This window comes from Streptomyces sp. ICC4, assembly GCF_003287915.1.
Taxonomy (GTDB): Bacteria; Actinomycetota; Actinomycetes; order Streptomycetales; family Streptomycetaceae; genus Streptomyces; species Streptomyces tritrimontium.
The window spans coordinates 6,077,166-6,095,809 of sequence record NZ_CP030286.1 but is presented as its reverse complement, the minus strand read 5'-3'; the positions used below and the strand labels follow the sequence as shown (position 1 = coordinate 6,095,809).

Genomic DNA, 18,644 nt, shown 5'->3' with positions numbered 1-18,644 from the left:
TACGGGGCGCGTCCGCCGCGGGGTCACGCCCGCCGGGACCGCCGGGCGAGCAGGGCGGCGGCCAGTACGCCGGCGGCCGTGATCAGGGCGGTGCGGTGGGTCCGCGCCACCGCGGCGGCCCGACCGGTCTTCCCCTTCGCCAGCGCTTCGACCGTCCGGACCATGTCCTCCCGGGTGCGGGCGGCGTGCCCGCGGAGCGCCCGCGCGCCGGATATGGACTTCTTTCCGAATAACTCTGCCGTCGTCATCGAATTTCCCTCTTCCTCCGTCGGTTCGTTTCACCCGGCCGGATTTACGGAGCCGGGACGGCCGTCGATCGATGGAGGTGAGCAGATTCCCCGCTGCGTCACGGCGTCCATCCCGGCACCGGTCCGCATGCCCCCGATGCCGCGGTTCACCCGCACCGGCCGACTTCCCCTGCGGGGACCGGATTCACGGACCGCCCACGAGGTCGAGGAGCGCTTTCTCGACGAGCTCGGTCGGCGCCGGGTGGATCCAGTACGGGGAACGGGCGAGGGTGGCCGCGTCGATGCCCAGGGTCATCGCCAGGACGAGGGGCTGGATGAGGGTGGCGGCCTGTGGGCCCATGATGTGCGCACCGAGCAGGCGGCCGGTGCCGCGTTCGGCGAGCACCTTACAGAAGCCGGTGGTGTCCTCCATGGGGGGGGACCACCGGCCGGCCGCCTGCGGCGATGACGATCTGCCGGGCGCCGATGTCGACGGCGCCGTCCGCGAGGTCGATCCGCAGCTCCCGGGGGCCCGTGAACCGCGCCGTGCCCTCGTACACGGTGACCCGGTCCGCCTCCAGCCGCCCGCGGCGGCCCTCCTCGCGCTCGGCGTCCAGGCGCCCGAACACCCGGTCACGCATCGCGCGCCAGCGCACGCGGGCCGGCTCCGCGTCCACGTCGTACGTGCCGGCCTCGCCGACGGTATGGGCCACCTCCGCGACGTAGGCGTACATCTTGCTCGGGATGCACCCCGCGTTCAGACAGGTTCCGCCGAACCACCTCTCCTCGACGATGGCCACGTCGAGGCCGGCGAACGAATCGTCGATGACGGCGTTGCCGGATCCCGCACCGATGACGACAAGATCGTGCTGACGCATCACGCCAGGCTACGAGGCCGGGCGGGACCCGGCCCGTCGGGCGCGGCGGCGACCGGCCGGCGGCCCCGTACGAGATGCGCCGGGAGACGGGGCCCGGTGGCGGCTCATGTTCCCGCCCGCACGGGGCACACGGCGGTCACCGACAGAAAGGGGTCCGACCATGCTGGCCATCGTCGCCGCAGTGCTCTTCTTCATCGCGTTCCTGATCAACGCGGCCCACATAGCCACCAACGACGTGCTGAGCTCCACCAACTTCATGCTGATCGGTCTCGTCGCGCTCGCCCTGCACGTCGCCGGGGTCGGCGCCGGGCGGACGGGCCGCGGGTGGGGTCGCAGACGCTGACCGCGGCGGAGCGCGGCGCGGACCCGAGCGAAGCCGAAGGGCGCCGCACGAAGGGCACCGCACACGGACGTACCGCGGAGCGGGCCTCACCCGTTCTGCGGTACGTCCGTTTCCACGCCGCCACCGGCCCGCGGACTACCAGTAGTGGCGCCGGCCGCCGACCGCGTGTCCCACCGAGCCGAGGATCCACAGCACTGCCCCCACCACGAGCAGGATGATCCCGATGGTCCACAGGATGGAGATTCCGGTCAGGAATCCGATGAGCAAGAGGATGAGTCCGGCGAAAATCATGATGCCCTCACTCGTCTGTCTGGATACGGCGGAACGGGTTGTTCCGCCGCGGTGCCTCCGCTGGCGTCTACCCGCGAGTCCCGTCCTTATCTCTGCCGCGACGCTGTTCTTCGGGACCGCCCCGGTGGACCTTTCCGGTCGAAGCACTACGCTCGGGCCATGGGCAGAACCGACCGCGCCGGCCGGACGATCGCGGCGCCACCGGCGGACGTCTACGGCGCCCTCCTCGACCGGGAGGCCCTGGAGGCCTGGCTGCCGCCGGACGGCATGAGCGGGCGGGTCGAGCGGTGGGACCCCCGGCCCGGCGGCGGGTTCCGGATGGTGCTGACCCACCTCGACCCCGCCGACGGCCCCGGCAAGACCACGGCCGCGACGGACGTCGTCGAGGTCGGCTTCGCCGAGCTGGTGCCGGCGGAACGCGTGGTGCACCGGGCGGTGTTCGAGGCCGACGACCCCTCGTACGCGGGCACCATGACGATGACCTGGGACCTCGCCGCCACCGGCGACGGGACCCGGGTGACCGTCACCGCCACGGACGTGCCGCCCGGCATCGACCAGGCGGTCCACGAGGCCGGGATCGCCTCCTCGCTCGCGCACCTGGCCTCCCACGTCGAGACCACCGCGCACCTGGCGTGACGGGACCGGCCGACGCCCGGCCCGATGGACTTCAGCGGGTGCGCGGGGCCTCTACACGGCCCGGGAGAAGGGCAACATCTCGGGATGGGCCGAGGGCGCGGCGGGCGAGCGGGACCGCGGCAGGGCCCACGGGGAGTGGGACGAGGTGATCTCGCCGGCCCCCGCGGTCCTCCACCCGGACACGCCCGTCTCGTTCCGCTTCGGCTGACGGGCCCGCCGGCGCCGGTCACGGCCGGGCGAACCGCGCCCGGGCCGCTTCCACGATGTCGTGGCCGCCGCCGGTCGCACCCGGCCGAGCGGCGACCGTCCACGTCCCGCTGTCGAACGCTTCGAGGAACACGAGGCACCGGGAGTAGTCCTCGGCCTGGAGTTCGGCGCCGACGAGGTCGTCGGCCGAGGCCGCGGCGACGACGGTGAGCCAGTGGTTCTGCTCCAGGTGCACGGCGAGGTCCTTCAGCCCGGGCCAGCCCTGGACGTACCCCGTCGGGCTCGCCCGCACCAGGTCCTCGAATGCCGAGGCACTCATACCGTCCGGCGGCGCGACGACTCCGTCGGCTCCGGGGACGCTCCAGATTCCGTCGATCTCCAGGATGCTCCAGGTCCAGTCGTTGTCCGGGATCAGGGGCAGGAGGTCCGCCAGCCGGATGTAGCGGCCCGGGCCCTGCATCCGAAACTCCGTGGAATCCATCGCGCCGAGGTCCTTCCGCTCGCACCGGCCGGCCCCCGCACCGCGCGGCCGGATTCTTCCGGGACACCCGCCGGCGCCCCGTCGAAGGTATCGGTGAACCGGGCTCCCGCCCTCGGGTCCTCGGGTCAGCCCAGGTGGGCGGCGACGAGTTCGGCGAAGGCTTCCGGGGTGAGGACCGTGACGCCCAGTTCCTCGGCCTTGACGGCCTTGGAGCTCGGCTTCCCGCTCGCGGAGGCCGCGCAGACCAGGTAGGTGGTCTTGGAGTTGACGCTGCCGCCCGCCCTGCCGCCGGCCTTCTCGATCAGGGTGTTCATCTCCGAGCGGCCCATGTTCTCGAGCGGGCCGCTCATCTTCCCGGTGACCACGACGGTCTTGCCGGAAAGGGGGCCTTCCGCGGCCGTCCGGGGCTGCTGCGGCTCCGTCATGTTGACTCCGGCCGCGGCCAGTTTGTCGATGACCTGGGCCAGGGAGGCGACCTGTTCGACGATGACCGGGGCCTTCTCCCCGCCGATGCCGTCGACCTCCTGCATGGCGGAGGCATCCGCCTGCCGGACGGCGTCCATCGTGCCGAAGTGCGCGGCGATGCGGCGGGACATGCTGCGCCCGGTGCCGAGCACGCCCAGGGCGCAGAAGACGCGGCTCAGGGGGCGGGACTTGGCGGCCGCGATCTGCTCGGCCAGCTTGGCCCCGCGCTTGGCGCTGCCGGAGGCGGCGGCGAGCTGTCCCTCGGTCAGGGTGAACAGGTCGGCGACGTCGGCGACGTCACCGGACTCGATCAGGGCGTTGACGTACGTCTTGCCCAGGCCGTCGATGTCGAGGATGTCGCGGCCGGCGGCGTACTCGATCAGGGCGGGCAGCGCGCAGCCGGTTCCCTTCGCGCAGCGCCAGCGCTCCTGGTCCTTGTTGATCTCCCCGCCGCAGTTGGGGCACCGCGTGGGCAGCGGCACCTCGAGCGCGCCGGCCGGGCGGTGGCCCACGAGGGCGGCCTGGACGCGGGGGATGATGTCGCCGGCCTTGTACACCGTCACGGTGTCGCCGAGGTGGAGGTCGCGTCGGCGGATGTCCGCGGGGTTGTGGAGGGTGGCCCGGGTGACGGTGGATCCGTCGATGTCGACCGGTTCGAGGATGGCCGTCGGGGCGAGCACCCCGGTACGGCCCACGTCCCACACCACGTCCTTCAGTACGGTCTGGCGCTCGACGGCCGGCAGCTTGAAGGCGATCGCCCAGTACGGGAATCTGCTGCCGAGCCCGGCCGCGGCCTGCTCGGCCGCGTCGTTCGCCTTGATCACGACCCCGTCGATGCCGAACGGCAGGTCCGCGCGCTGCGCGGCGATCGCGTCGACCTCGCGCTGGGCCTCGGCGAGGGTCGGGACCACGTGCAGGCCGGCGGGCGTGTCGGCCGTGGTCCGTACGCCGGCCCCGGAGACGGCGGCCAGGACCTCGGCGTGGGTGGCCCCGGACGGCGCGAAGGCGACGCCGTCGAGCTCGACCGCTCCGTACGCCCAGAACGTCATCGCGAGCCGGTAGGGGCGGTCCTTCGCGCGCAGGGTGCCGGCCGTCCCGTTGCGCGGGTTCGCGAAGGGCTGCGCGCCGTGCGCGACGCGGACCTCGTTCGCGGCTTCGAACTGGCTCTGCGTGAACAGGACCTCCCCGCGGACTTCGAAGGTGGCCGGCACGGGCAGCTGCTCGGGCAGGCCCTCGATGGCGCCGATGACGTGGCTGACGTCCTCGCCGTGGGTGCCGTTGCCGCGGGTGATGACCTGCTCCAGCCGACCGGCGCGGTAGCGGGCGGCGACGGCCGCTCCGTCCATCTTCGGCTCGACGGTGAACCCTCCGGCGGGCTCGTGGCCCAGACGGCGCTGGAGCGAGGCGCCCCAGGCGACCAGGCCGGCCGGGTCGAAGACGTTGTCGAGGCTGAGCAGCCGGACGGTGTGCTCCATGTCGCCGACCGGGGCCGCGCCGTCCGCGACCAGGCCGGTCACGGAGTCCGGGGCGGCCTCGTCCGGGTGCTCCGCTTCCCAGGCGAGCACGGACAGGCGCAGCCGGTCGTAGGCGGCGTCGTCCAGCGCGCTGTCGGCGCCGCCGTAGTACGCCCGGGAGGCCTCGCGGAGCCGCCGGAGCGCGGCGCTGTAGTCGGCACGGCTGAACACGCTGGACAACGCCTCATCGGCGGAAAGGATCGTCATGTCAGTGATCCTCTCCCGGACCACTGACAATGCCCGGCGGCCCGTTCCCGGGCGCCGCGCCCGTTCTCGGGCGCCCGCCGGTCCGTGGGAGACCGCCCGGCCGGGAGGCCGGCGCACCCATCGGCGGGTCTGTCAAGTGACGAACAGCCGGGGCTACGGCTCCGGGGCTCCTGCGGGCACCGTGGAAAAACGGCCGCCGACCGTCCGCGGCACCACGCCAGGGAGAGTCTCATGACTGACATCGCCATCACCGGGCTCGGCTGCCGCTTTCCCGGCGCCCCCGACATCCGCGGCTACTGGGACCTCCTGCTGAGCGGGGAACGGCAGTTCTCCACCGTGCCGCGCGAGCGCTGGAACCACGAGACGTTCCACGAGCCCGGCAACCGGTCGGCGCCCAACGCCGCCTACACCGACCAGGTCGCGTTCCTGGCCGACGTGGACCGCTTCGACGCCGTGCACTACGGGGTGCCGCCGGCCCGCGCCCGGGCCATGGACCCGCAGCACCGGCTGATGCTCGACGTCACCCGTGAGGCCCTCGACGACGCGGGGCTGGGCCGCGGGGACTTCGACCGGGAGAACACCGGGGTCTTCTTCGGGTTGTCGGTGTCCGACTACAAGGACCTCATGACGGCCCACATGCGGGCCATTTCCCTGGCCGACGCCTCGCAGGCGGCCGACCGCCGCGAGGTGCTCGACGCCGCCAAGGAGCGGGCGGGACGGCTCGGCACCATCGAGGCCTTCACCCTGCCCGGGAGCCTGCTCAACATGGCGTCCGGCACCGTCAGCCGGCACTTCGACCTCGGCGGCCCCAGCTTCGCCGTCGACGCCGCCTGCTCCGGCTCGCTGGTCGCCCTCGACCAGGCGATGGCCCACCTGCGCCAGGGCACCTGCCGGATCGCCCTCGTCGGCGGGGTGTACCTCAACCTCACTCCCGACAGCCTGGTCGGCTTCTCCCGGCTCCGCGCGCTGTCCCCGACCGGGGTGTGCCGCCCCTTCGACGAGGAGGCCGACGGCTTCGTCCTCGGCGAGGGCGCCGGTGTCGTCGTCCTGCGGCCGCTCGCCGACGCGCTCGCGGACGGCGACCGCGTCTACGCCGTGATCAAGGGCATCGGCTCGGCCAACGACGGCGCGTCCCCCGGCCCGCTGGTTCCCACCTCCGAAGGCCAGCTGCGCGCCATGCGCCGGGCCTATGAGGACGCGGGGGTCGCCCCCTCGTCCGTGGGCTTCCTCGAGGCGCACGGCACCGGGACCGCCGCCGGCGACCGTGCCGAGGCCGAAGCGTTGCGCCGGCTGCGCACCGAGTTCCCCGACGACGACCCCGGCCTGTGCTACGTCGCCTCGGGCAAGGCCCTCATCGGGCACTCCCTGGCCGCGGCGGGCGTCGCCGGGCTGATCAAGACGGCCCTGGTCGTCCACCACCGCACGATCGTGCCGCAGCCGGCCACCACCCCCCACCCGGACCACGGCATGTCCGCCGCGGGGCTGCGCTTCGCCGACACCGCACGGCCCTTTCGCAGCTCCGGCACCCCGCTGCGCGCCGCGGTCAGCTCGTTCGGGTTCGGCGGCACGAACGTCCACGTGGTCCTGGAGGAGCAGCGGCCCGAACCCGCCGAAGCCCCCGCGGGCACCGAGGGCGGCGGCCCCCATCTCGTCCTCCTCTCGGCCGGCAGCCCCAAGCTGCTGGACCGGCACATCGGCGAGGTACTCGAAGCACTCGACACGGCGCACCGCCCCCCGTTGGCCGCCGTGGCCCACACCCTGGGCTCCCGCAAGCCGCTGACGACCCGGCTAGCCGTCGTGGCCACCGACACGGACGGGTTCCTCCGGCGCCTGCGCCACGCCCGCGAGCAGCTCCTCGCCGGCACCCGGGGCGACCTCGGCGACGGCGCCTTCGCCGCCGACGCGCCCCTGCCGGCGGCCCGGCGCCGCATCGCCTTCGTCTACCCCGGCCAGGGCAGTCAGCGACCGGGCATGATGCGGGACCTCCACGAGCGGTTCACCGGCTTCCGGTCGGCCGTCGGCGTCCTCAGCGCCGTGGCCCGGCGGGACCTCGGCTTCGACCTCGCCGACCTGCTGTACGGCGAGGCGGCGTCCCGGGGCGACGCGGAGGCGCTCAGGCAGCGGCTCGCCGCCACCGACGTGTGCCAGCCGCTGCTCGGTACCGTCCAGATCGCCGCCACCCGCGTCCTCGCCGACTGCGGCGTCGCTCCCGACCTCGCCCTCGGCCACAGCGCCGGCGAGTTCGCCGCGGCCGCTGCCGCCGGAGCCCTCACCCACGTGGACACCATCAGGCTGCTGGTCCACCGGGGGGCGGTCCTCCGGCGGGCCGAGAACGGCTCCGGGGGCGGGATGCTCGCCGTGCAGAGCGACCAGGAGACCTGCCGCCGGCTCGTCGAGGGCATCGAGGACGTGTGGCTCGCCTGCTTCAACCAGCCGCGGCAGGTCGTGGTCAGCGGTACGCCGCAAGGCCTCGCCGCCCTGCGGCAGGCCTGCGCCGAGGCCGGGGTCGTCACCGCGGCGCTCGACGTGTCCAACGCCTTCCACTCCCCCCGGCTGGCCTCCGCCGAGGAGAGCATGCGCTCGGGTCTCGCCACGCGCCGCATCAGCGGTCCCGTCCTGCCGTTCGTCTCCTCCGTGAACGGGGAGGTCTGCACCGACCCCGACCGGCTGCGCGCGCTCTGGGTCCGCCACGCGTCCACGCCGGTCCACTTCAGCGATGCCGTCCGCACCGCCTACGACCAGGGGGCCCGCGTCTTCCTCCAGGTGTCCGGCGGCAGCTCGCTCCTCACCTCGGTCCGCCGCAACCTGACCGGCCACGGCGACGTCCATGTCGTCCCCCTCGGCGGGGAGGCGCCCGACGGCGGGCGCGGCTTCGTACTGGCCCTGGCCCGTCTCGCGGTCCTGGGCGCCCCGGTCGATCCGCGCGCGCTGGTTCCCCAGGAGGACCGCCGTCTGCTGGACCTGCCGGTGGCGAGGCTGGACACCCAGTCGTACTGGGTGGCCGGCGGGCGCCCCGCACAGCGCGGCCCCTCGGCCGCCTCCGCCTCGTCCTCCGCCTCGTCCTCCGCCACTCCTTCTCGGCCTTGCGCAGCCGGCCGAGCTCCGCCCGCAGCCGAACCAGCTCCTCATCCCGGCCTTCGGCCGCCTCGCCGCCAAGGGCGGGCCCGCGGCCGGCCTGCTCGTCGGCCTGCCGCACCCAGCTCCGCAGCGTCTCGCCGGTCACCCCGACATCCGCCGCGACCGCCGAGTACGTACGCCGGCCAACGGCCGCACGCCACAACGCGACCGCGTCGTTCCTGAACTCCTCCGGATACGGAGACCTACGTCCCACCAGGACACCCTTCCTCGGACCCACAAGATCCATTGTCAGAGTGTCCACACCCCAGGGGTCACCTCATCAGGCTCGTGCACCAGCGCGTAGGACCAGCAGCCCATCTCCCGGCACATCGCCTCGGTCGCCGAGAACTTCACCGCGTCCTCCGGGCCGACCCGGTCCGCCGGCCGGACATCGACGACCAGGCCCGAGCCGTCCTCCAGCCGTGCGAAGTAGTCCGGCGTATGCGAGATCCGGCGCGTCGCCCCCGGCCATGTCACCCGGAACGGCTGCGAGGCCAGCCCCACCACCCTCCGGTCGTGATCGAGGAGCATGGCCCGGTCCCGCTCCAGCCACGACTCGAACCCCACCAGCGACTCCGTCGTCGCCGCCCAGTACCAGCCCGTGAAGTGCCGCTGCCCGCGGTACGACGTGAACCGCCGCACCGGGAGCACCGACTCGAACGGAACCCGCGATGCCGCCTCCAGCATGGACTTCCGCAGCCCACTGCCCTCACCCTCAGCCCACTCGACATCGACCAGACCCAGATCCATCGCCACCCCCGGCTCCGCGTACCTGCCGAAACGACCGTGACAGGTACAGCGAGAACCGGACCAGAGAAATGAGATCAAACCCCACGTACGGGGCAAACGCCGCCGCTCACCACTTGGTGCAGTGAGAATCCGACAGCTCAAACGAGAAGCACTGAGAATCCGACAGCCTCAGTGCGACAGGACAACGCCTTCACCTCGGCAGGGGGAAGGACGACCGCTCTGCCCGCCAACTCAAGCGCCCCTTCGCCAACTGAGATACTCAGTCACACATGTGCCGAAGCATGAAAGCTGTCACCCAGGTCGGTAGCGACCTGGGTTTCACCTGCTCGAAGCACGGCAGGTTTCACCAACTCGGCATACTGCTTGTCACTTCGCCCGGGACAGCACGCTTGGTGTCACTCGAAGTTCGGCTGAGTGTGCGGATTCCGCTACCCCGTCGTGAGGGCAGCACTCAGAGGCGGGGGCACCCCGTACGTTCCAACGCCTTGCGGGCGGCAAGATAGCCAGCGATCTTGAACGCCAGTTCGTGAGAGCCGAACGTCGCGGCGCGGGCGCGCCGCAGCACCACCCGAGTGGCAATCACGACTCCGTGCTCGGGCAAGCTCAGCTGCTCCTCGATCCCCACAGCGGCAGCCGCGAAGAAGCGCGACACAGCCTCGGCGGGTTCGTAGTCCACCGTCAGGTCTTGAGCCACCTCGAAGGCGAAGCCCTCAGCTGCGGGCTCGAAATCGACCTCAATCTCGGCGAAATGCGGCGCGCAGTTCTGCTTCTGATGCAGTATCCGTACGCCCCGGATCGGATGCGGCGGGAACCGGGGCGGCGCTGACGTCATACGGGAACGCTACCCCTGCCTGGCACCTCGCTCGCTTCCGCCGTCGGCTTGGTGACAGCAGACCTGCACATCGCCCATCACCGCGAGAGGTGCGCACCCCGGCACGGCCACGCGCTGCACGGTCATCCCGCAGACGCCCTACCCCAGTTCGCCCAGCGTCTCGGCATCGTCCGCCAGGCAGAGCAGCGGGTCATCGACCCCGCCGGGGTGCGCCCACCCACGCCCCGGGCGCGCACGTTGGCGGCGGGCGGGGTCGTGGGGATGTGGAGCTTGCCGTGCTCCAGGCGCCAGGCGACCACCGCGCGCCGGTCGAACACCGGACTCCGCGTGCCGCCCGCCAGGGCCGGGAAGCCGGGCAGGCTCCTGCGCCAGGACGCGTGCTTCTCGGCCCCCCGCGGCGCGCAGGGCAACGCCACCGGCAGGACCCGGGAAGCCGTCACCCACGCCTTCGAACTCCTCGAACACGGCTGGACGGCAACCCGGCCCGGCGCCTGAAGGGGTCGTGCGTGGCACGACGCGTCACGTGCTCAGCAGGTGATGGTGACTTCGTGGGCCACCGGGTTGGCCGGGCGGGGGAACGAGGCCGCGCCGAAGGTGCCGTGGATGGTCGAGCCGCACGGGACGGTGGTGACCAGACCGTGCACCTCGAGGTTCGACAAGGTGAAGATGACCGACTTGGTCTGGGTGCTGGGCGTGGCGGTGCTGCCGACGACCTCCGCGGACAGGGTCGTGATCAGTTCCTTCGGGGCGGGCGCCGGGCTGCCCGGGGAGGGCGGGCCGGCGAGGCCGACCGTGCCGTAGAACTCGACGGAGTTGCCGGTGACCGCGGCACACACCCGCGTGGACAGGCCTGCCTGGAGACCCGAGTGGCCGCAGGAGATGACGGTCGCGACGGTGGAGGCCGACTGCGCGGTGGCGCTGGCGGGGGTGATCGCGAAAACGGCCAGACCTGCGGTGCCGGCGGCGAGCAGAGCTAAGCGGTTCATGGTGGTCCTCCTTGAGGTGAAGCGCCGTCCAGGGGTTCCCGGACGATGTGCATGACATGTGATATTTCACATGTCATCAAAACGCAAGTTGATCAAGACCTGAACTCTCCCCGTCCACCCCATGGCCATCTCGCCCCGGGGCACGGCGACTTGGGCCCGTGCCCTCAGTCGTGCGTCAACACCCCATGCTCCACCCACGAGATTCCCACGCACGGGCTGCGGCCACCACAGAAGCGCCTGGAGCTCCATCCGGACACCTCCCACGAACACCGACAGCACGGGGTAGAAGTCGCCGTCATCTACGGCCCTGGCGGTCACGTGGACGGTGACGGGTGCGCCGGGCGTTTTTCGCCGCATCGGTCAGAGCTTCCTGGACAGTGCGGTGCCCGCGGCCTGGCGTACCGGCTCCGCCAGCCCGCGGGTACCGCCGGTGGCGGTGTAGGAGATGGGGCTGCCGCACGCCCTGCGGGTGGCCTCGATCAGGTCGGGGAAGCCGTCGGTGCCGACCGGCACTTCGCAGGGGTCTGTACCGCTGTCGGTGCGAGGCCCGGTGAGGACGCCGAGGATCTGCCGCAGCTCCAGCAGCGCGTGCCGGCTGGTTCGGTGGATCAGCTCCACGTCCCCGGCAATGTCAGGCCGGCCGGCCATCAGGGCGTCGGCGGTGATCGAGACCTGCCCCACCCGGGCGCGCGACCGTGTCGTGCACCTCCCGGGCGATCCGGCCCCGCTCAGGAATCCGCGCCCGCCCCACCCGCAGCTCCGCCTCACGCACCAGCGCCGCCTGCGATCTCCCGCGTTCCTGTCAGTACGTGACCTGCACGTCCACCGCCCCATGACAGTGACGACCGCCCCGAACACCACCCCCGTGTCAGTGGCGACCACGCCTCCTCGCCCGGTGAATGGTAGGCCGCTGCCCGCGACACCCGCGAGCGGTTCTTCACCTACTACAACACCGTCCACCGGCACTTCGGCATCGAGCTGCACATCCCCGCATTCCTCCACGACTACTCGGGCGCCGCCCGTACGGGCGGTGCGTTCAGCGGTGTCCATGAAGACGGGCCCCGGCTCCAGCAGCCGTAACGGCAGCGGTCACAGGACGGTGACGTGCAGCTGGCCGCGCTGCTCGAGGCGGTCTCGCACTGGGCGGCCCGCTGCGGGACCCCGCGCTGATGATCGCGGCCTTCCCCCCGCCCGCCGGACTGGGGGATGCTTGTGAGGGGTGGCGTCGGACGGCGGGGAGGACCGGGCATGGGCACAGAGGAGCGGCAGCGGGCACACGGCCGGCACACCCCGCGTACCTGGCTGGCCAATCGGCGCTTCCGGCATCTGGATCGGCCGGACTCCCTGTCCGGGGCGCGGGCTCAGCAGCAGATCGACTACCTGGCCCGGAAGCTGGGCTCCAGGCATCCGGACACGCTTCGGGCCCGGGAGACACTGGCGTTCTGGCTCTCCCGGGAGGGCTTCCCAGCCGTCGCGTTGAGCCTCACCGAAGCGGAGGTGGCGGACCGCACCGCGGAATCCGGTCCCGGGCACCCGGACACCTTGCGGGCACGCGGCAACCTCGTCCGGTACCGCCGTGCGACCGGGGACCTGCCCGGAGCGATCGCGGACTTACAGGCCCTGCTCGAGGACACGACCCGGTTCCTGGGCGCCGACGACCAGGAGACGCACCGGCATCGGCGCCATCTCGCCGAACTCCTGGGCGAGGCCGGGGACACGGACGAGGAGATCGGGCGGTTGAGAACCCTGCTCGCCGAGGAGGAGACGCTCGGTGCGGCCTGGGAGGAGGCGGCCCGGATCACCCGGAGCCCGCTGGCCAGGGCGCTGGAGCGGCGCGGCGACTTCGTTGAGGCCCTCGCCCTCGTGGAGCAGCTCGTCGCGGCCGAGCGAGTGAAGATCTACGGCATCGACGAGAACCTCACCCAAGCCCCGCTCCGCTGGCTGATCGAGTGGCGGGACCGACTCGCCGCCCTCGTGCGCCGCGCCGGGCAGTCACCGTGACCGTACGTCCGCTCCGATCGTCCAACCGGCGGCACTCCCTGCACCGGGCCGGCCAGGCGCTCTCAGGCTGGCGGGTGCAGGGCCGCCGGCGCCCAGCGGTGAGCGACCCGGCCCCAAAGGCGGCGCCCGCCCGGGGAGGCCGTCGCCGTCGCTCTCCGCCAGCAGCGGCGAGGCGTCGGCGAGCAGGGCGGGCGGGGGTCCCGTACCGTCTCGACGGGGTTCTCCGCCCTGCTCTTACAGCCATGTGGGATACCGGGCGCTCGGAGCGGTAGCCGAGGGGATCGCGGAGGAACGGCGGGAGCGGGTACCGACCTAGACCGTCGCAGCGCAGAACTGACCGCCTTCGTCTTCCTCGCCGCCTGCACGAACTTCTGCCTCAGGTTCCCGCACGGCACCTCGTACGTGGCGGTATCCGCTGCCGCGGGCGCCGGGTCGGTCAAGGCGTCAGCCAGTACCGCCATCGGCGCCCCCACGAGAACAGGACGCATGGCTGTTCCTGTCCGCTCACCCCGACCCCGGCGGGGGTCGGGACCCGAGTTCAGGATCCGATGAAGCGGGTGGCACCCACGAACGGGCGGTTCGCCATGGGCTCCTCCCTCACGCTTTCCCCTGTCCTGGGCGAGTTGATCATCATCGGTTCGCCCTTGTCGTTCCTCCCGATGTAGATGCCCACATGGCTGACGTTCGAGGTGCTGCTGCCGAAGCCCAGGACGTCGCCGGGCAGGAGGTCGGTCGGCGAGGTGATCCGCTCGCCCTCGGCCGAGCCCTCGGGCGCCGCGCCGCCGCCCGCGTCGAACTGCGGCTGGCTGTCGCGCGGGATGGTGATGCCGAGGGCGGAGTACACCTGGCTCGTCAGGCCGGAGCAGTCGTAGCCGAACCCGGCCGTGCCGGACCACAGGTACTCCAGACCGAGGAACCTGCGGGCTTCGGCGACCACGTCGTCGCCGGTCACCCCGGACGCCGGGACCTTCGCGAGGTCGCCGCGCTTGAAGTAGAGCGGGCTGCCGTCGTTGGCACGGGCCTCCACCACGGAAGGGGCGCCCACGACGGGCTTCACGGCGAACTCCGTGTTGAAGGAGTACTCGGTGCCGCCCTTGGACGGCGCCCCCGCCGCCAGTGCCTGACGAGAGCCGTAGCCCCGGGCCGTCGGGTTGGTGACTCGCTCCGCGGTCGTGCCGGGCGGGGCCTTCTTACGGAGCTTGGTCAACTGCCGGTCGGGCACCCAGCCGGGGTAGCCGGCCGTATCCCTGGGCGTGGGCTGGCCGTGGACCGTCACCTTGTCCCAGAGCACACCGTCCTTGGTCATCGTGTCCACCACGGTGACCCGGCCCCCGTACAGGGCCTGCGTCTCACCCGGAACGTCGCGGCGCAGGTTGATGTCGTGGGCCATCGCGGCGAACCAGCCCCGGATGTCGACCGGGTTGGTGAGCGCCTTCGCGTCCACCGTCCGCACCTTGTCGGGGCTCTCCCAGATCTGGGCGACGGACACGTCCACGTAGCAGGTCCTGGCGCCCTTGCAGGCTGCCGAGGCCGTCGAAGGGGAGCCCTCCGAGGCGGAGACGTCATGCGCCGGGGGAATCAAGGCGAAGACTGCGCTGACGGCGACGGGAAACGCCAATTTCGAGAGGGGCATACGACGATTGTCCTGCGCGAGCCGCAAGGAACCAGGGACCGATCGGCCGACCATGCGGCTGATATCGGACATGCCGGTCGCCCTGCCGCGCCCGCAAAGGCTGCCGACGGGCCCGCGCTTCACCCTCGTCACTGGACTCCGGGCGGCATCCGGCCCGACCGCAGCACCGGTCCCCGCCTTCGCGGTCGCGGTCCGGCGTCCGCGCCGGGCAGGGGGCGGGCGCCGCAGCGGATACGCCGGCGAGCCTTCAGCCATCCGCTGGAACCGACCGTCACGAGGCCCGGACGGCTCAACGGCCACCTGCCACGGCTGCCAGCCGTCCCCGCGGGCATCTCGCAACTACCTGACCCAGTGGCCTCAAACCCGAGGCGGCAGGACCTCGATGATCTCGGCGATGCCGCTGACAAGTTGGCCTTCGTGCATGAAGATCACGTCACCGGGCCGCAGCCGCTGCCACTGCGCGGGCTTCACGGGAGCAAGGCGAACGTCGGCTGTCTCTCCAGGGCCGAGCTGCGGCTCGAACTCCACCCACAGCCTTGCGATGCTGAGCGCTCGTTCTTCGTCCGTGGTGTGACTGCCGATGTCCCACATCGGTCTGAGCCGACCGTCACCGGAAACGACGGTTCGACGTCCGCCGTCCGCCGTCCGCCGTCCGCCGGATCCAGCAGACTCAACGTTGCCCGGACCGTGCCGTGCTGGACTTCCCAGCCCCGCCACTGACACCAACGGCGGCTGCGGTCGAGCCTCATCTGCCGAGCGGCTTCGGCGAGAAGCTCCCAGAAATCCACGGACACCGGATGGACGTCCCCGATCTCTTCGAGAACGCCGAGCACCATCTCCCACTCCTGGCGCCTGACGTCCTCGCGGACATCCCCGACCGTCTGACCGTTCTCTGCCACGGCGTCCTCGGGCAGCAGACCGACAGCTCGCCGAAGGGGTGTGAACGCATCATCCATGCCCACAGTCTCCTTTGCCGCGTGCGCCCCGCTCACGGGAGCCCCGGCAGGCCACGGCGGCGTGACGGGCCCGGATGCACGTAATGCCCGTCATGCCCGTCGGGCCGAGCGCGCTTCCCAAGTCCGCCCTGCGTCTGTCGAAGCGCGTCAGGAACGGCTGGGGAGGACAGGACCATGTCCTCGGCGGAGCCCGCTCCTGGTGGAGTCGGGTGCGAGACGTCGTCGGCAGGGCGGCCTGGGGTCCGTTGCGTGTTACCCGGCAGGGGCGTCGGGGTGTTTCCGGAAGTACCGGAGCATCCGGTGCCGGTAGTAGAACCGGACGCCCAGGACGCTGATTGCCACGGCCGAGCCCGTCAGGAGGACGATCAGCCACGCTGGATGGATGTCGAGGAAGGACATCGCACTCCACGGCGCCACGGCGGCCACGACGACGATCCACACAGTCGGTTTCCCCTCAGGAGGAGTCTGAGGTGTCACGTGTCCTCCCTCGCGAGCCGATGGTGACGGACTGGCACCACCGTGGTCAGCAGTTCTTCATCCCGACCACGGTGCCGGCCACAGCTCCGCCTACGGCTCCGGGGCCGATGGCCTCAGGGCCGGCCAGGGCTCCGCCCGCAGCTCCGTAGATCGCCCCGTCCTGGCTCTGGCCGGCGACGCACTTGATGGTGTCCCAGCTTTCCCACGAGGAGGGTCGTACCAGGGGTCGGCGACAACGGGGAAGGCGGTGGACCCAGTGGTCTGCACCGACTGGACGAGGACATTGCCCTCGATCCGGTAGTCGGTGGGCAGCTCCCTGCCGTCCGCGCCCTTGGCCCACGGGGCGGCGAAGGCGCCGAGGACCTTGCCGTCCCTTCCGACCGCGGCGACGGCCCCGGTGCCGGCCTTCACCAGGCGGGTGCCGTCGGGCAGTCCGATGGCGTACCGCTGCTCGCGCGGTGCGGTCTTGTCCTTGAGGACGGCCAGAGCGCGCACGCCGCCTTCGGGGGTGGCTTGTACGGCCAGGTCCGTGGAGGGGGCGGCGCCCGGGTAGACGGTGGTTCCCCTGCCCGCCTTCGCACCCGGAACGTTCTTCGTCTGAGGCAGGCCGATCGAGACCGACCCCCCGTCGGCCGTCCTCGCCTTCACGGCGCCGGCCGCGCTGGGCGGGACGCTCACGCCCTTCCCCGGGGCCCGGGCCACGGCCCCGGTACCCGTGGCGGACTCCACCACCTGCGCGGTCCGATCCGCATCCGTCGCTTCACTCGCCGAGGCGGCGCCTGCCATGCCGAGCACGACCGCGCCTGCGGTCGTGCTCGCGCAGACAGGCAGAGCGGTGGATATTCGCTGACATACGTTCATGGAGTCCTCCCGAGAACTGTGTTCAGGTATCGGCGCAGGCACCGGCTTTCCGGTGCGCGACGCCTGGAATGACTCTGTCAGCGAGATCGGCGATACAAGGCGCACCATATGGATCTTGTCGTGAATCCCGGGTGATACGTCCTTATCGGCAGCCGATGTTCCCCGGCCTGACCAGCCCGCCGGGAAGCACGTCAGTACACACAGCGAGCCGTTCAAAAACCAGACCGGTGGAAACTCCCCCGAGGAAAGAGGCCCCGGCCTGTTTCGGAGTACGGCCCCATCCGCGCTTTGGCCCGCCGCCGCGGGACACCTCCCCCACCGCGCCAGCGTCCACACCTGGCGGCTTCGGCGGACACGGCGGCCGGCCGGTGGGCGGGGCCGGCTTGTTCCGCGGGCGGCGCCTACGACGTCCATGTCGGAGAGGGGCGCAGCGGATTCCAGGCCAGCGTTGAAGCCCTCGCGCAGCACCGCTTTCGATCGCCGTCCGGTTCACGGGCACGGGTAGCCGTGACCGGCAGGCGGGCGCACCGCGTGGCGAGGGGCTGAACCAGGTCGCGTACGGATGGCCTGCGTGGAGTTCCGTGGTGGTCTTCGAGCGCTGCTCGGGACCACCTGCCAGAGGTCGGGCGGGTCAATCGGAGGAGCCGAAGCCGGCTGACTGGTCGAGGTGGAACGGTGAGCCGGGGCTGCCGGGCATCCAACCGGTGGTGAGTGCGGTGCGGATGCTGTCAGCCACTTGGGCGGGCACGATCGGGCTGCCTTGTGCTCCCACCCAGTTGCTCGGGTGCGGTTGGTTGGTGGTGATCACCAGTGTGGTGCCGGGAGTCTCGGCGTGTTCGACCGCGTAGGAGAGGGGGGACCAGCCCAGCGCCTGGCCGTAGGTCGGCCGTCCGCGGAGCCGCCACCGGTAGGTTGTGTCGCCCACCGTGATGAGCCGCGATCCCCTTTTGGCCAGTGCCATGTCCACACCCCTTCCTATGTGACGGTAGTAAACCGTGGTCAGCCGGTGCGCAGTACCGTGTGGGTCGGGTCGTCCGCCAGGGCGAAGACGACGGTGTGCGTTCCGTCGGCCAGCAGGTAGGCGCGCAACTGGTCGCGGGCGTCGGCGATGGCCGCTTTGCCGGCCAGTTGATCCACGATCAGGCAGCTGAACGGGGAGGCCGCGCGCAGCTGATCTTCGGACAGTTCGTAACCGGCCTCCACCAGGGCGGCGTGGCGGTTCTGCTGGAACAGCTCGCGGAAGGCGTCGTCGGTCGCGAGCAGATCGAGCAGCCGATCGGCGACCCTCGGCGGGATCTGCAGCTTGGTTTCGGACATGGTTGACGGCATGGTGTCCCCTCCCCCAGCAAGTAAGTGCGGCGCGTCAGTTGTGGCGTAGCACCGCGTGCATCGATCCGGCCTCCAGGGCGTGCGGATTGCTGTACGCCGCGTCGGCGAGCAGGTGCGCGCGCAGTTCTGCGCGCGCACCGGCGATGGCTTCCTTGCCGGCCAGCCGATTCACGGCAAGACAGCTGAACGGCGAGGCCGCGCGCAGTTGGTCCTCGGACAGCGCGCAACCGGCCTGGGCCAAGGCCGCGTGGCGGTTCTGCGTGAACAGCCCGCGGAAATGGTCGTCGGTGCTCAGCAGATCGAGCAGACGATCGACGACGTCGGCCGGAAGGTGCAGCTTCTCGTTCCCCAGTACCTGAGTCTGCATGGTAAAAACCATAGCTGCCCATCGTGTGACACGGGGAGCCTTTCCGTGGCGCCGTCGATACCGGATCCCGCACTCCGGATCCGCCA

General features: G+C 71.6%; 21 protein-coding genes and 2 pseudogenes. 5 read left to right on the top strand and 18 right to left on the bottom strand.

Features of this window, described 5'->3' with window-relative positions; genetic code table 11:
* Positions 1-23: 23 nt before the first annotated feature.
* The 3 genes from DRB89_RS28440 to DRB89_RS28435 all read right to left on the bottom strand — a co-directional run bounded on the left by DRB89_RS28440 (position 24) and on the right by DRB89_RS28435 (position 1,105).
* Positions 24-248 (bottom strand): hypothetical protein, encoded by a 225-nt coding sequence (locus DRB89_RS28440; protein WP_112451083.1) that lies wholly within the window; start codon positions 246-248, stop codon positions 24-26.
* 184 nt (positions 249-432) lie between these two features.
* Positions 433-660: a hypothetical protein gene (locus DRB89_RS44985; RefSeq protein ID WP_239516369.1), complete on the bottom strand. Its 228-nt coding sequence runs from the start codon at positions 658-660 to the stop codon at positions 433-435.
* Complete coding sequence (locus DRB89_RS28435) at positions 635-1,105, bottom strand: FAD-dependent oxidoreductase (protein WP_239516368.1); 471 nt, start codon at positions 1,103-1,105, stop codon at positions 635-637. Before DRB89_RS28435 ends, DRB89_RS44985 begins: the two co-directional genes overlap by 26 nt.
* Positions 1,106-1,265: 160 nt before the next feature.
* On the opposite strand from DRB89_RS28435, the gene DRB89_RS28430 reads away from it, so the two are divergent.
* Positions 1,266-1,448, top strand: a complete 183-nt coding sequence (locus DRB89_RS28430) for a hypothetical protein (RefSeq protein ID WP_112451082.1) — start codon at positions 1,266-1,268, stop codon at positions 1,446-1,448.
* A gap of 135 nt (positions 1,449-1,583) precedes the next feature.
* On the opposite strand, the gene DRB89_RS43815 is transcribed toward DRB89_RS28430, so the two are convergent.
* On the bottom strand, positions 1,584-1,739 hold the full coding sequence (locus DRB89_RS43815; RefSeq protein WP_204357835.1) for a DUF6131 family protein: 156 nt from the start codon (positions 1,737-1,739) through the stop codon (positions 1,584-1,586).
* 159 nt (positions 1,740-1,898) lie between these two features.
* Between DRB89_RS43815 and DRB89_RS28425 the strand changes: the two genes are divergently transcribed.
* Positions 1,899-2,375, top strand: coding sequence for an SRPBCC family protein (locus DRB89_RS28425; RefSeq protein ID WP_112451081.1), 477 nt, complete (start codon positions 1,899-1,901; stop codon positions 2,373-2,375).
* Between the two features lie 226 nt (positions 2,376-2,601).
* Here DRB89_RS28425 and DRB89_RS28420 read toward each other — a convergent pair whose 3' ends face one another.
* Together DRB89_RS28420 and ligA are read right to left on the bottom strand one after the other, a co-directional pair.
* A complete protein-coding gene (locus DRB89_RS28420) occupies positions 2,602-3,063 on the bottom strand; it encodes a hypothetical protein (RefSeq protein ID WP_162688762.1) in 462 nt (153 codons plus the stop codon).
* A gap of 125 nt (positions 3,064-3,188) precedes the next feature.
* A complete protein-coding gene (gene ligA, locus DRB89_RS28415; protein ID WP_112451079.1) occupies positions 3,189-5,249 on the bottom strand; it encodes an NAD-dependent DNA ligase LigA in 2,061 nt (686 codons plus the stop codon).
* A gap of 231 nt (positions 5,250-5,480) precedes the next feature.
* Between ligA and DRB89_RS28410 the strand changes: the two are divergent.
* Positions 5,481-8,084: pseudogene (locus tag DRB89_RS28410) on the top strand (type I polyketide synthase); the annotation flags it as partial.
* 238 nt (positions 8,085-8,322) lie between these two features.
* Here DRB89_RS28410 and DRB89_RS44980 read toward each other — a convergent pair.
* From DRB89_RS44980 to DRB89_RS28395, 3 genes and pseudogenes are all read right to left on the bottom strand, one after another.
* A pseudogene (locus DRB89_RS44980) lies at positions 8,323-8,580 on the bottom strand (transposase); the annotation flags it as partial.
* A gap of 35 nt (positions 8,581-8,615) precedes the next feature.
* Positions 8,616-9,116: a TnsA-like heteromeric transposase endonuclease subunit gene (locus DRB89_RS28405; protein WP_239516876.1), complete on the bottom strand. Its 501-nt coding sequence runs from the start codon at positions 9,114-9,116 to the stop codon at positions 8,616-8,618.
* 451 nt (positions 9,117-9,567) lie between these two features.
* Complete coding sequence (locus DRB89_RS28395) at positions 9,568-9,948, bottom strand: hypothetical protein (protein WP_112451035.1); 381 nt, start codon at positions 9,946-9,948, stop codon at positions 9,568-9,570.
* A gap of 51 nt (positions 9,949-9,999) precedes the next feature.
* Between DRB89_RS28395 and DRB89_RS43200 the strand changes: the two genes are divergently transcribed.
* The gene (locus DRB89_RS43200) at positions 10,000-10,443 is read left to right on the top strand and encodes a hypothetical protein (RefSeq protein WP_162688761.1); all 444 of its coding nucleotides are present in this window, start codon (positions 10,000-10,002) and stop codon (positions 10,441-10,443) included.
* Between the two features lie 32 nt (positions 10,444-10,475).
* On the opposite strand, the gene DRB89_RS28385 is transcribed toward DRB89_RS43200, so the two are convergent.
* Positions 10,476-10,934 carry a hypothetical protein gene (locus DRB89_RS28385; protein WP_112451034.1) on the bottom strand — a complete coding sequence of 153 codons (459 nt, stop codon included), beginning with the start codon at positions 10,932-10,934 and terminating at the stop codon, positions 10,476-10,478.
* A 360-nt stretch (positions 10,935-11,294) separates the two neighbouring features.
* Positions 11,295-11,615, bottom strand: coding sequence for a hypothetical protein (locus tag DRB89_RS28375; protein WP_112451032.1), 321 nt, complete (start codon positions 11,613-11,615; stop codon positions 11,295-11,297).
* A 567-nt stretch (positions 11,616-12,182) separates the two neighbouring features.
* Between DRB89_RS28375 and DRB89_RS28370 the strand changes: the two genes are divergently transcribed.
* Positions 12,183-12,935 (top strand): hypothetical protein, encoded by a 753-nt coding sequence (locus DRB89_RS28370; RefSeq protein ID WP_162688760.1) that lies wholly within the window; start codon positions 12,183-12,185, stop codon positions 12,933-12,935.
* Between the two features lie 538 nt (positions 12,936-13,473).
* Here the strand turns inward: DRB89_RS28370 and DRB89_RS28365 are convergent.
* The 7 genes from DRB89_RS28365 to DRB89_RS28335 all read right to left on the bottom strand — a co-directional run bounded on the left by DRB89_RS28365 (position 13,474) and on the right by DRB89_RS28335 (position 18,558).
* A complete protein-coding gene (locus tag DRB89_RS28365; RefSeq protein WP_162688759.1) occupies positions 13,474-14,568 on the bottom strand; it encodes a C40 family peptidase in 1,095 nt (364 codons plus the stop codon).
* Between the two features lie 467 nt (positions 14,569-15,035).
* Positions 15,036-15,524, bottom strand: coding sequence for a hypothetical protein (locus tag DRB89_RS28360; RefSeq protein WP_239516367.1), 489 nt, complete (start codon positions 15,522-15,524; stop codon positions 15,036-15,038).
* A gap of 252 nt (positions 15,525-15,776) precedes the next feature.
* Positions 15,777-15,965, bottom strand: a complete 189-nt coding sequence (locus DRB89_RS28355) for a hypothetical protein (RefSeq protein WP_112451029.1) — start codon at positions 15,963-15,965, stop codon at positions 15,777-15,779.
* Positions 15,966-16,091: 126 nt separating this feature from the next.
* Entirely contained in the window at positions 16,092-16,679 is a 588-nt protein-coding gene (locus DRB89_RS28350) for a hypothetical protein (RefSeq protein ID WP_162688758.1), read from the bottom strand.
* 814 nt (positions 16,680-17,493) lie between these two features.
* The gene (locus DRB89_RS28345; RefSeq protein ID WP_112453771.1) at positions 17,494-17,823 is read right to left on the bottom strand and encodes a hypothetical protein; all 330 of its coding nucleotides are present in this window, start codon (positions 17,821-17,823) and stop codon (positions 17,494-17,496) included.
* Between the two features lie 38 nt (positions 17,824-17,861).
* Complete coding sequence (locus DRB89_RS28340) at positions 17,862-18,179, bottom strand: NHLP-related RiPP peptide (RefSeq protein WP_162688757.1); 318 nt, start codon at positions 18,177-18,179, stop codon at positions 17,862-17,864.
* A 46-nt stretch (positions 18,180-18,225) separates the two neighbouring features.
* Positions 18,226-18,558 (bottom strand): NHLP-related RiPP peptide, encoded by a 333-nt coding sequence (locus DRB89_RS28335; RefSeq protein ID WP_162688756.1) that lies wholly within the window; start codon positions 18,556-18,558, stop codon positions 18,226-18,228.
* Positions 18,559-18,644 lie beyond the last annotated feature (86 nt).

Bases quoted from the DNA above. Each gene is read 5' to 3' on its own strand.
- DRB89_RS28440 (WP_112451083.1), bottom strand. From the start codon at position 248: ATGACGACGGCAGAGTTATTCGGAAAGAAGTCCATATCCGGCGCGCGG.
- DRB89_RS43815 (WP_204357835.1), bottom strand. From the start codon at position 1,739: ATGATTTTCGCCGGACTCATCCTCTTGCTCATCGGATTCCTGACCGGA.
- DRB89_RS44985 (WP_239516369.1), bottom strand. From the start codon at position 660: ATGGAGGACACCACCGGCTTCTGTAAGGTGCTCGCCGAACGCGGCACC.
- DRB89_RS28365 (WP_162688759.1), bottom strand. From the start codon at position 14,568: ATGCCCCTCTCGAAATTGGCGTTTCCCGTCGCCGTCAGCGCAGTCTTC.
- DRB89_RS28360 (WP_239516367.1), bottom strand. From the start codon at position 15,524: ATGGATGATGCGTTCACACCCCTTCGGCGAGCTGTCGGTCTGCTGCCC.
- DRB89_RS28425 (WP_112451081.1), top strand. From the start codon at position 1,899: ATGGGCAGAACCGACCGCGCCGGCCGGACGATCGCGGCGCCACCGGCG.
- DRB89_RS28395 (WP_112451035.1), bottom strand. From the start codon at position 9,948: ATGACGTCAGCGCCGCCCCGGTTCCCGCCGCATCCGATCCGGGGCGTA.
- ligA (WP_112451079.1), bottom strand. From the start codon at position 5,249: ATGACGATCCTTTCCGCCGATGAGGCGTTGTCCAGCGTGTTCAGCCGT.
- DRB89_RS28405 (WP_239516876.1), bottom strand. From the start codon at position 9,116: ATGGATCTGGGTCTGGTCGATGTCGAGTGGGCTGAGGGTGAGGGCAGT.
- DRB89_RS28385 (WP_112451034.1), bottom strand. From the start codon at position 10,934: ATGAACCGCTTAGCTCTGCTCGCCGCCGGCACCGCAGGTCTGGCCGTT.
- DRB89_RS28340 (WP_162688757.1), bottom strand. From the start codon at position 18,179: ATGTCCGAAACCAAGCTGCAGATCCCGCCGAGGGTCGCCGATCGGCTG.
- DRB89_RS28430 (WP_112451082.1), top strand. From the start codon at position 1,266: ATGCTGGCCATCGTCGCCGCAGTGCTCTTCTTCATCGCGTTCCTGATC.
- DRB89_RS28335 (WP_162688756.1), bottom strand. From the start codon at position 18,558: ATGCAGACTCAGGTACTGGGGAACGAGAAGCTGCACCTTCCGGCCGAC.
- DRB89_RS28420 (WP_162688762.1), bottom strand. From the start codon at position 3,063: ATGGATTCCACGGAGTTTCGGATGCAGGGCCCGGGCCGCTACATCCGG.
- DRB89_RS28370 (WP_162688760.1), top strand. From the start codon at position 12,183: ATGGGCACAGAGGAGCGGCAGCGGGCACACGGCCGGCACACCCCGCGT.
- DRB89_RS28435 (WP_239516368.1), bottom strand. From the start codon at position 1,105: ATGCGTCAGCACGATCTTGTCGTCATCGGTGCGGGATCCGGCAACGCC.
- DRB89_RS28345 (WP_112453771.1), bottom strand. From the start codon at position 17,823: ATGGCACTGGCCAAAAGGGGATCGCGGCTCATCACGGTGGGCGACACA.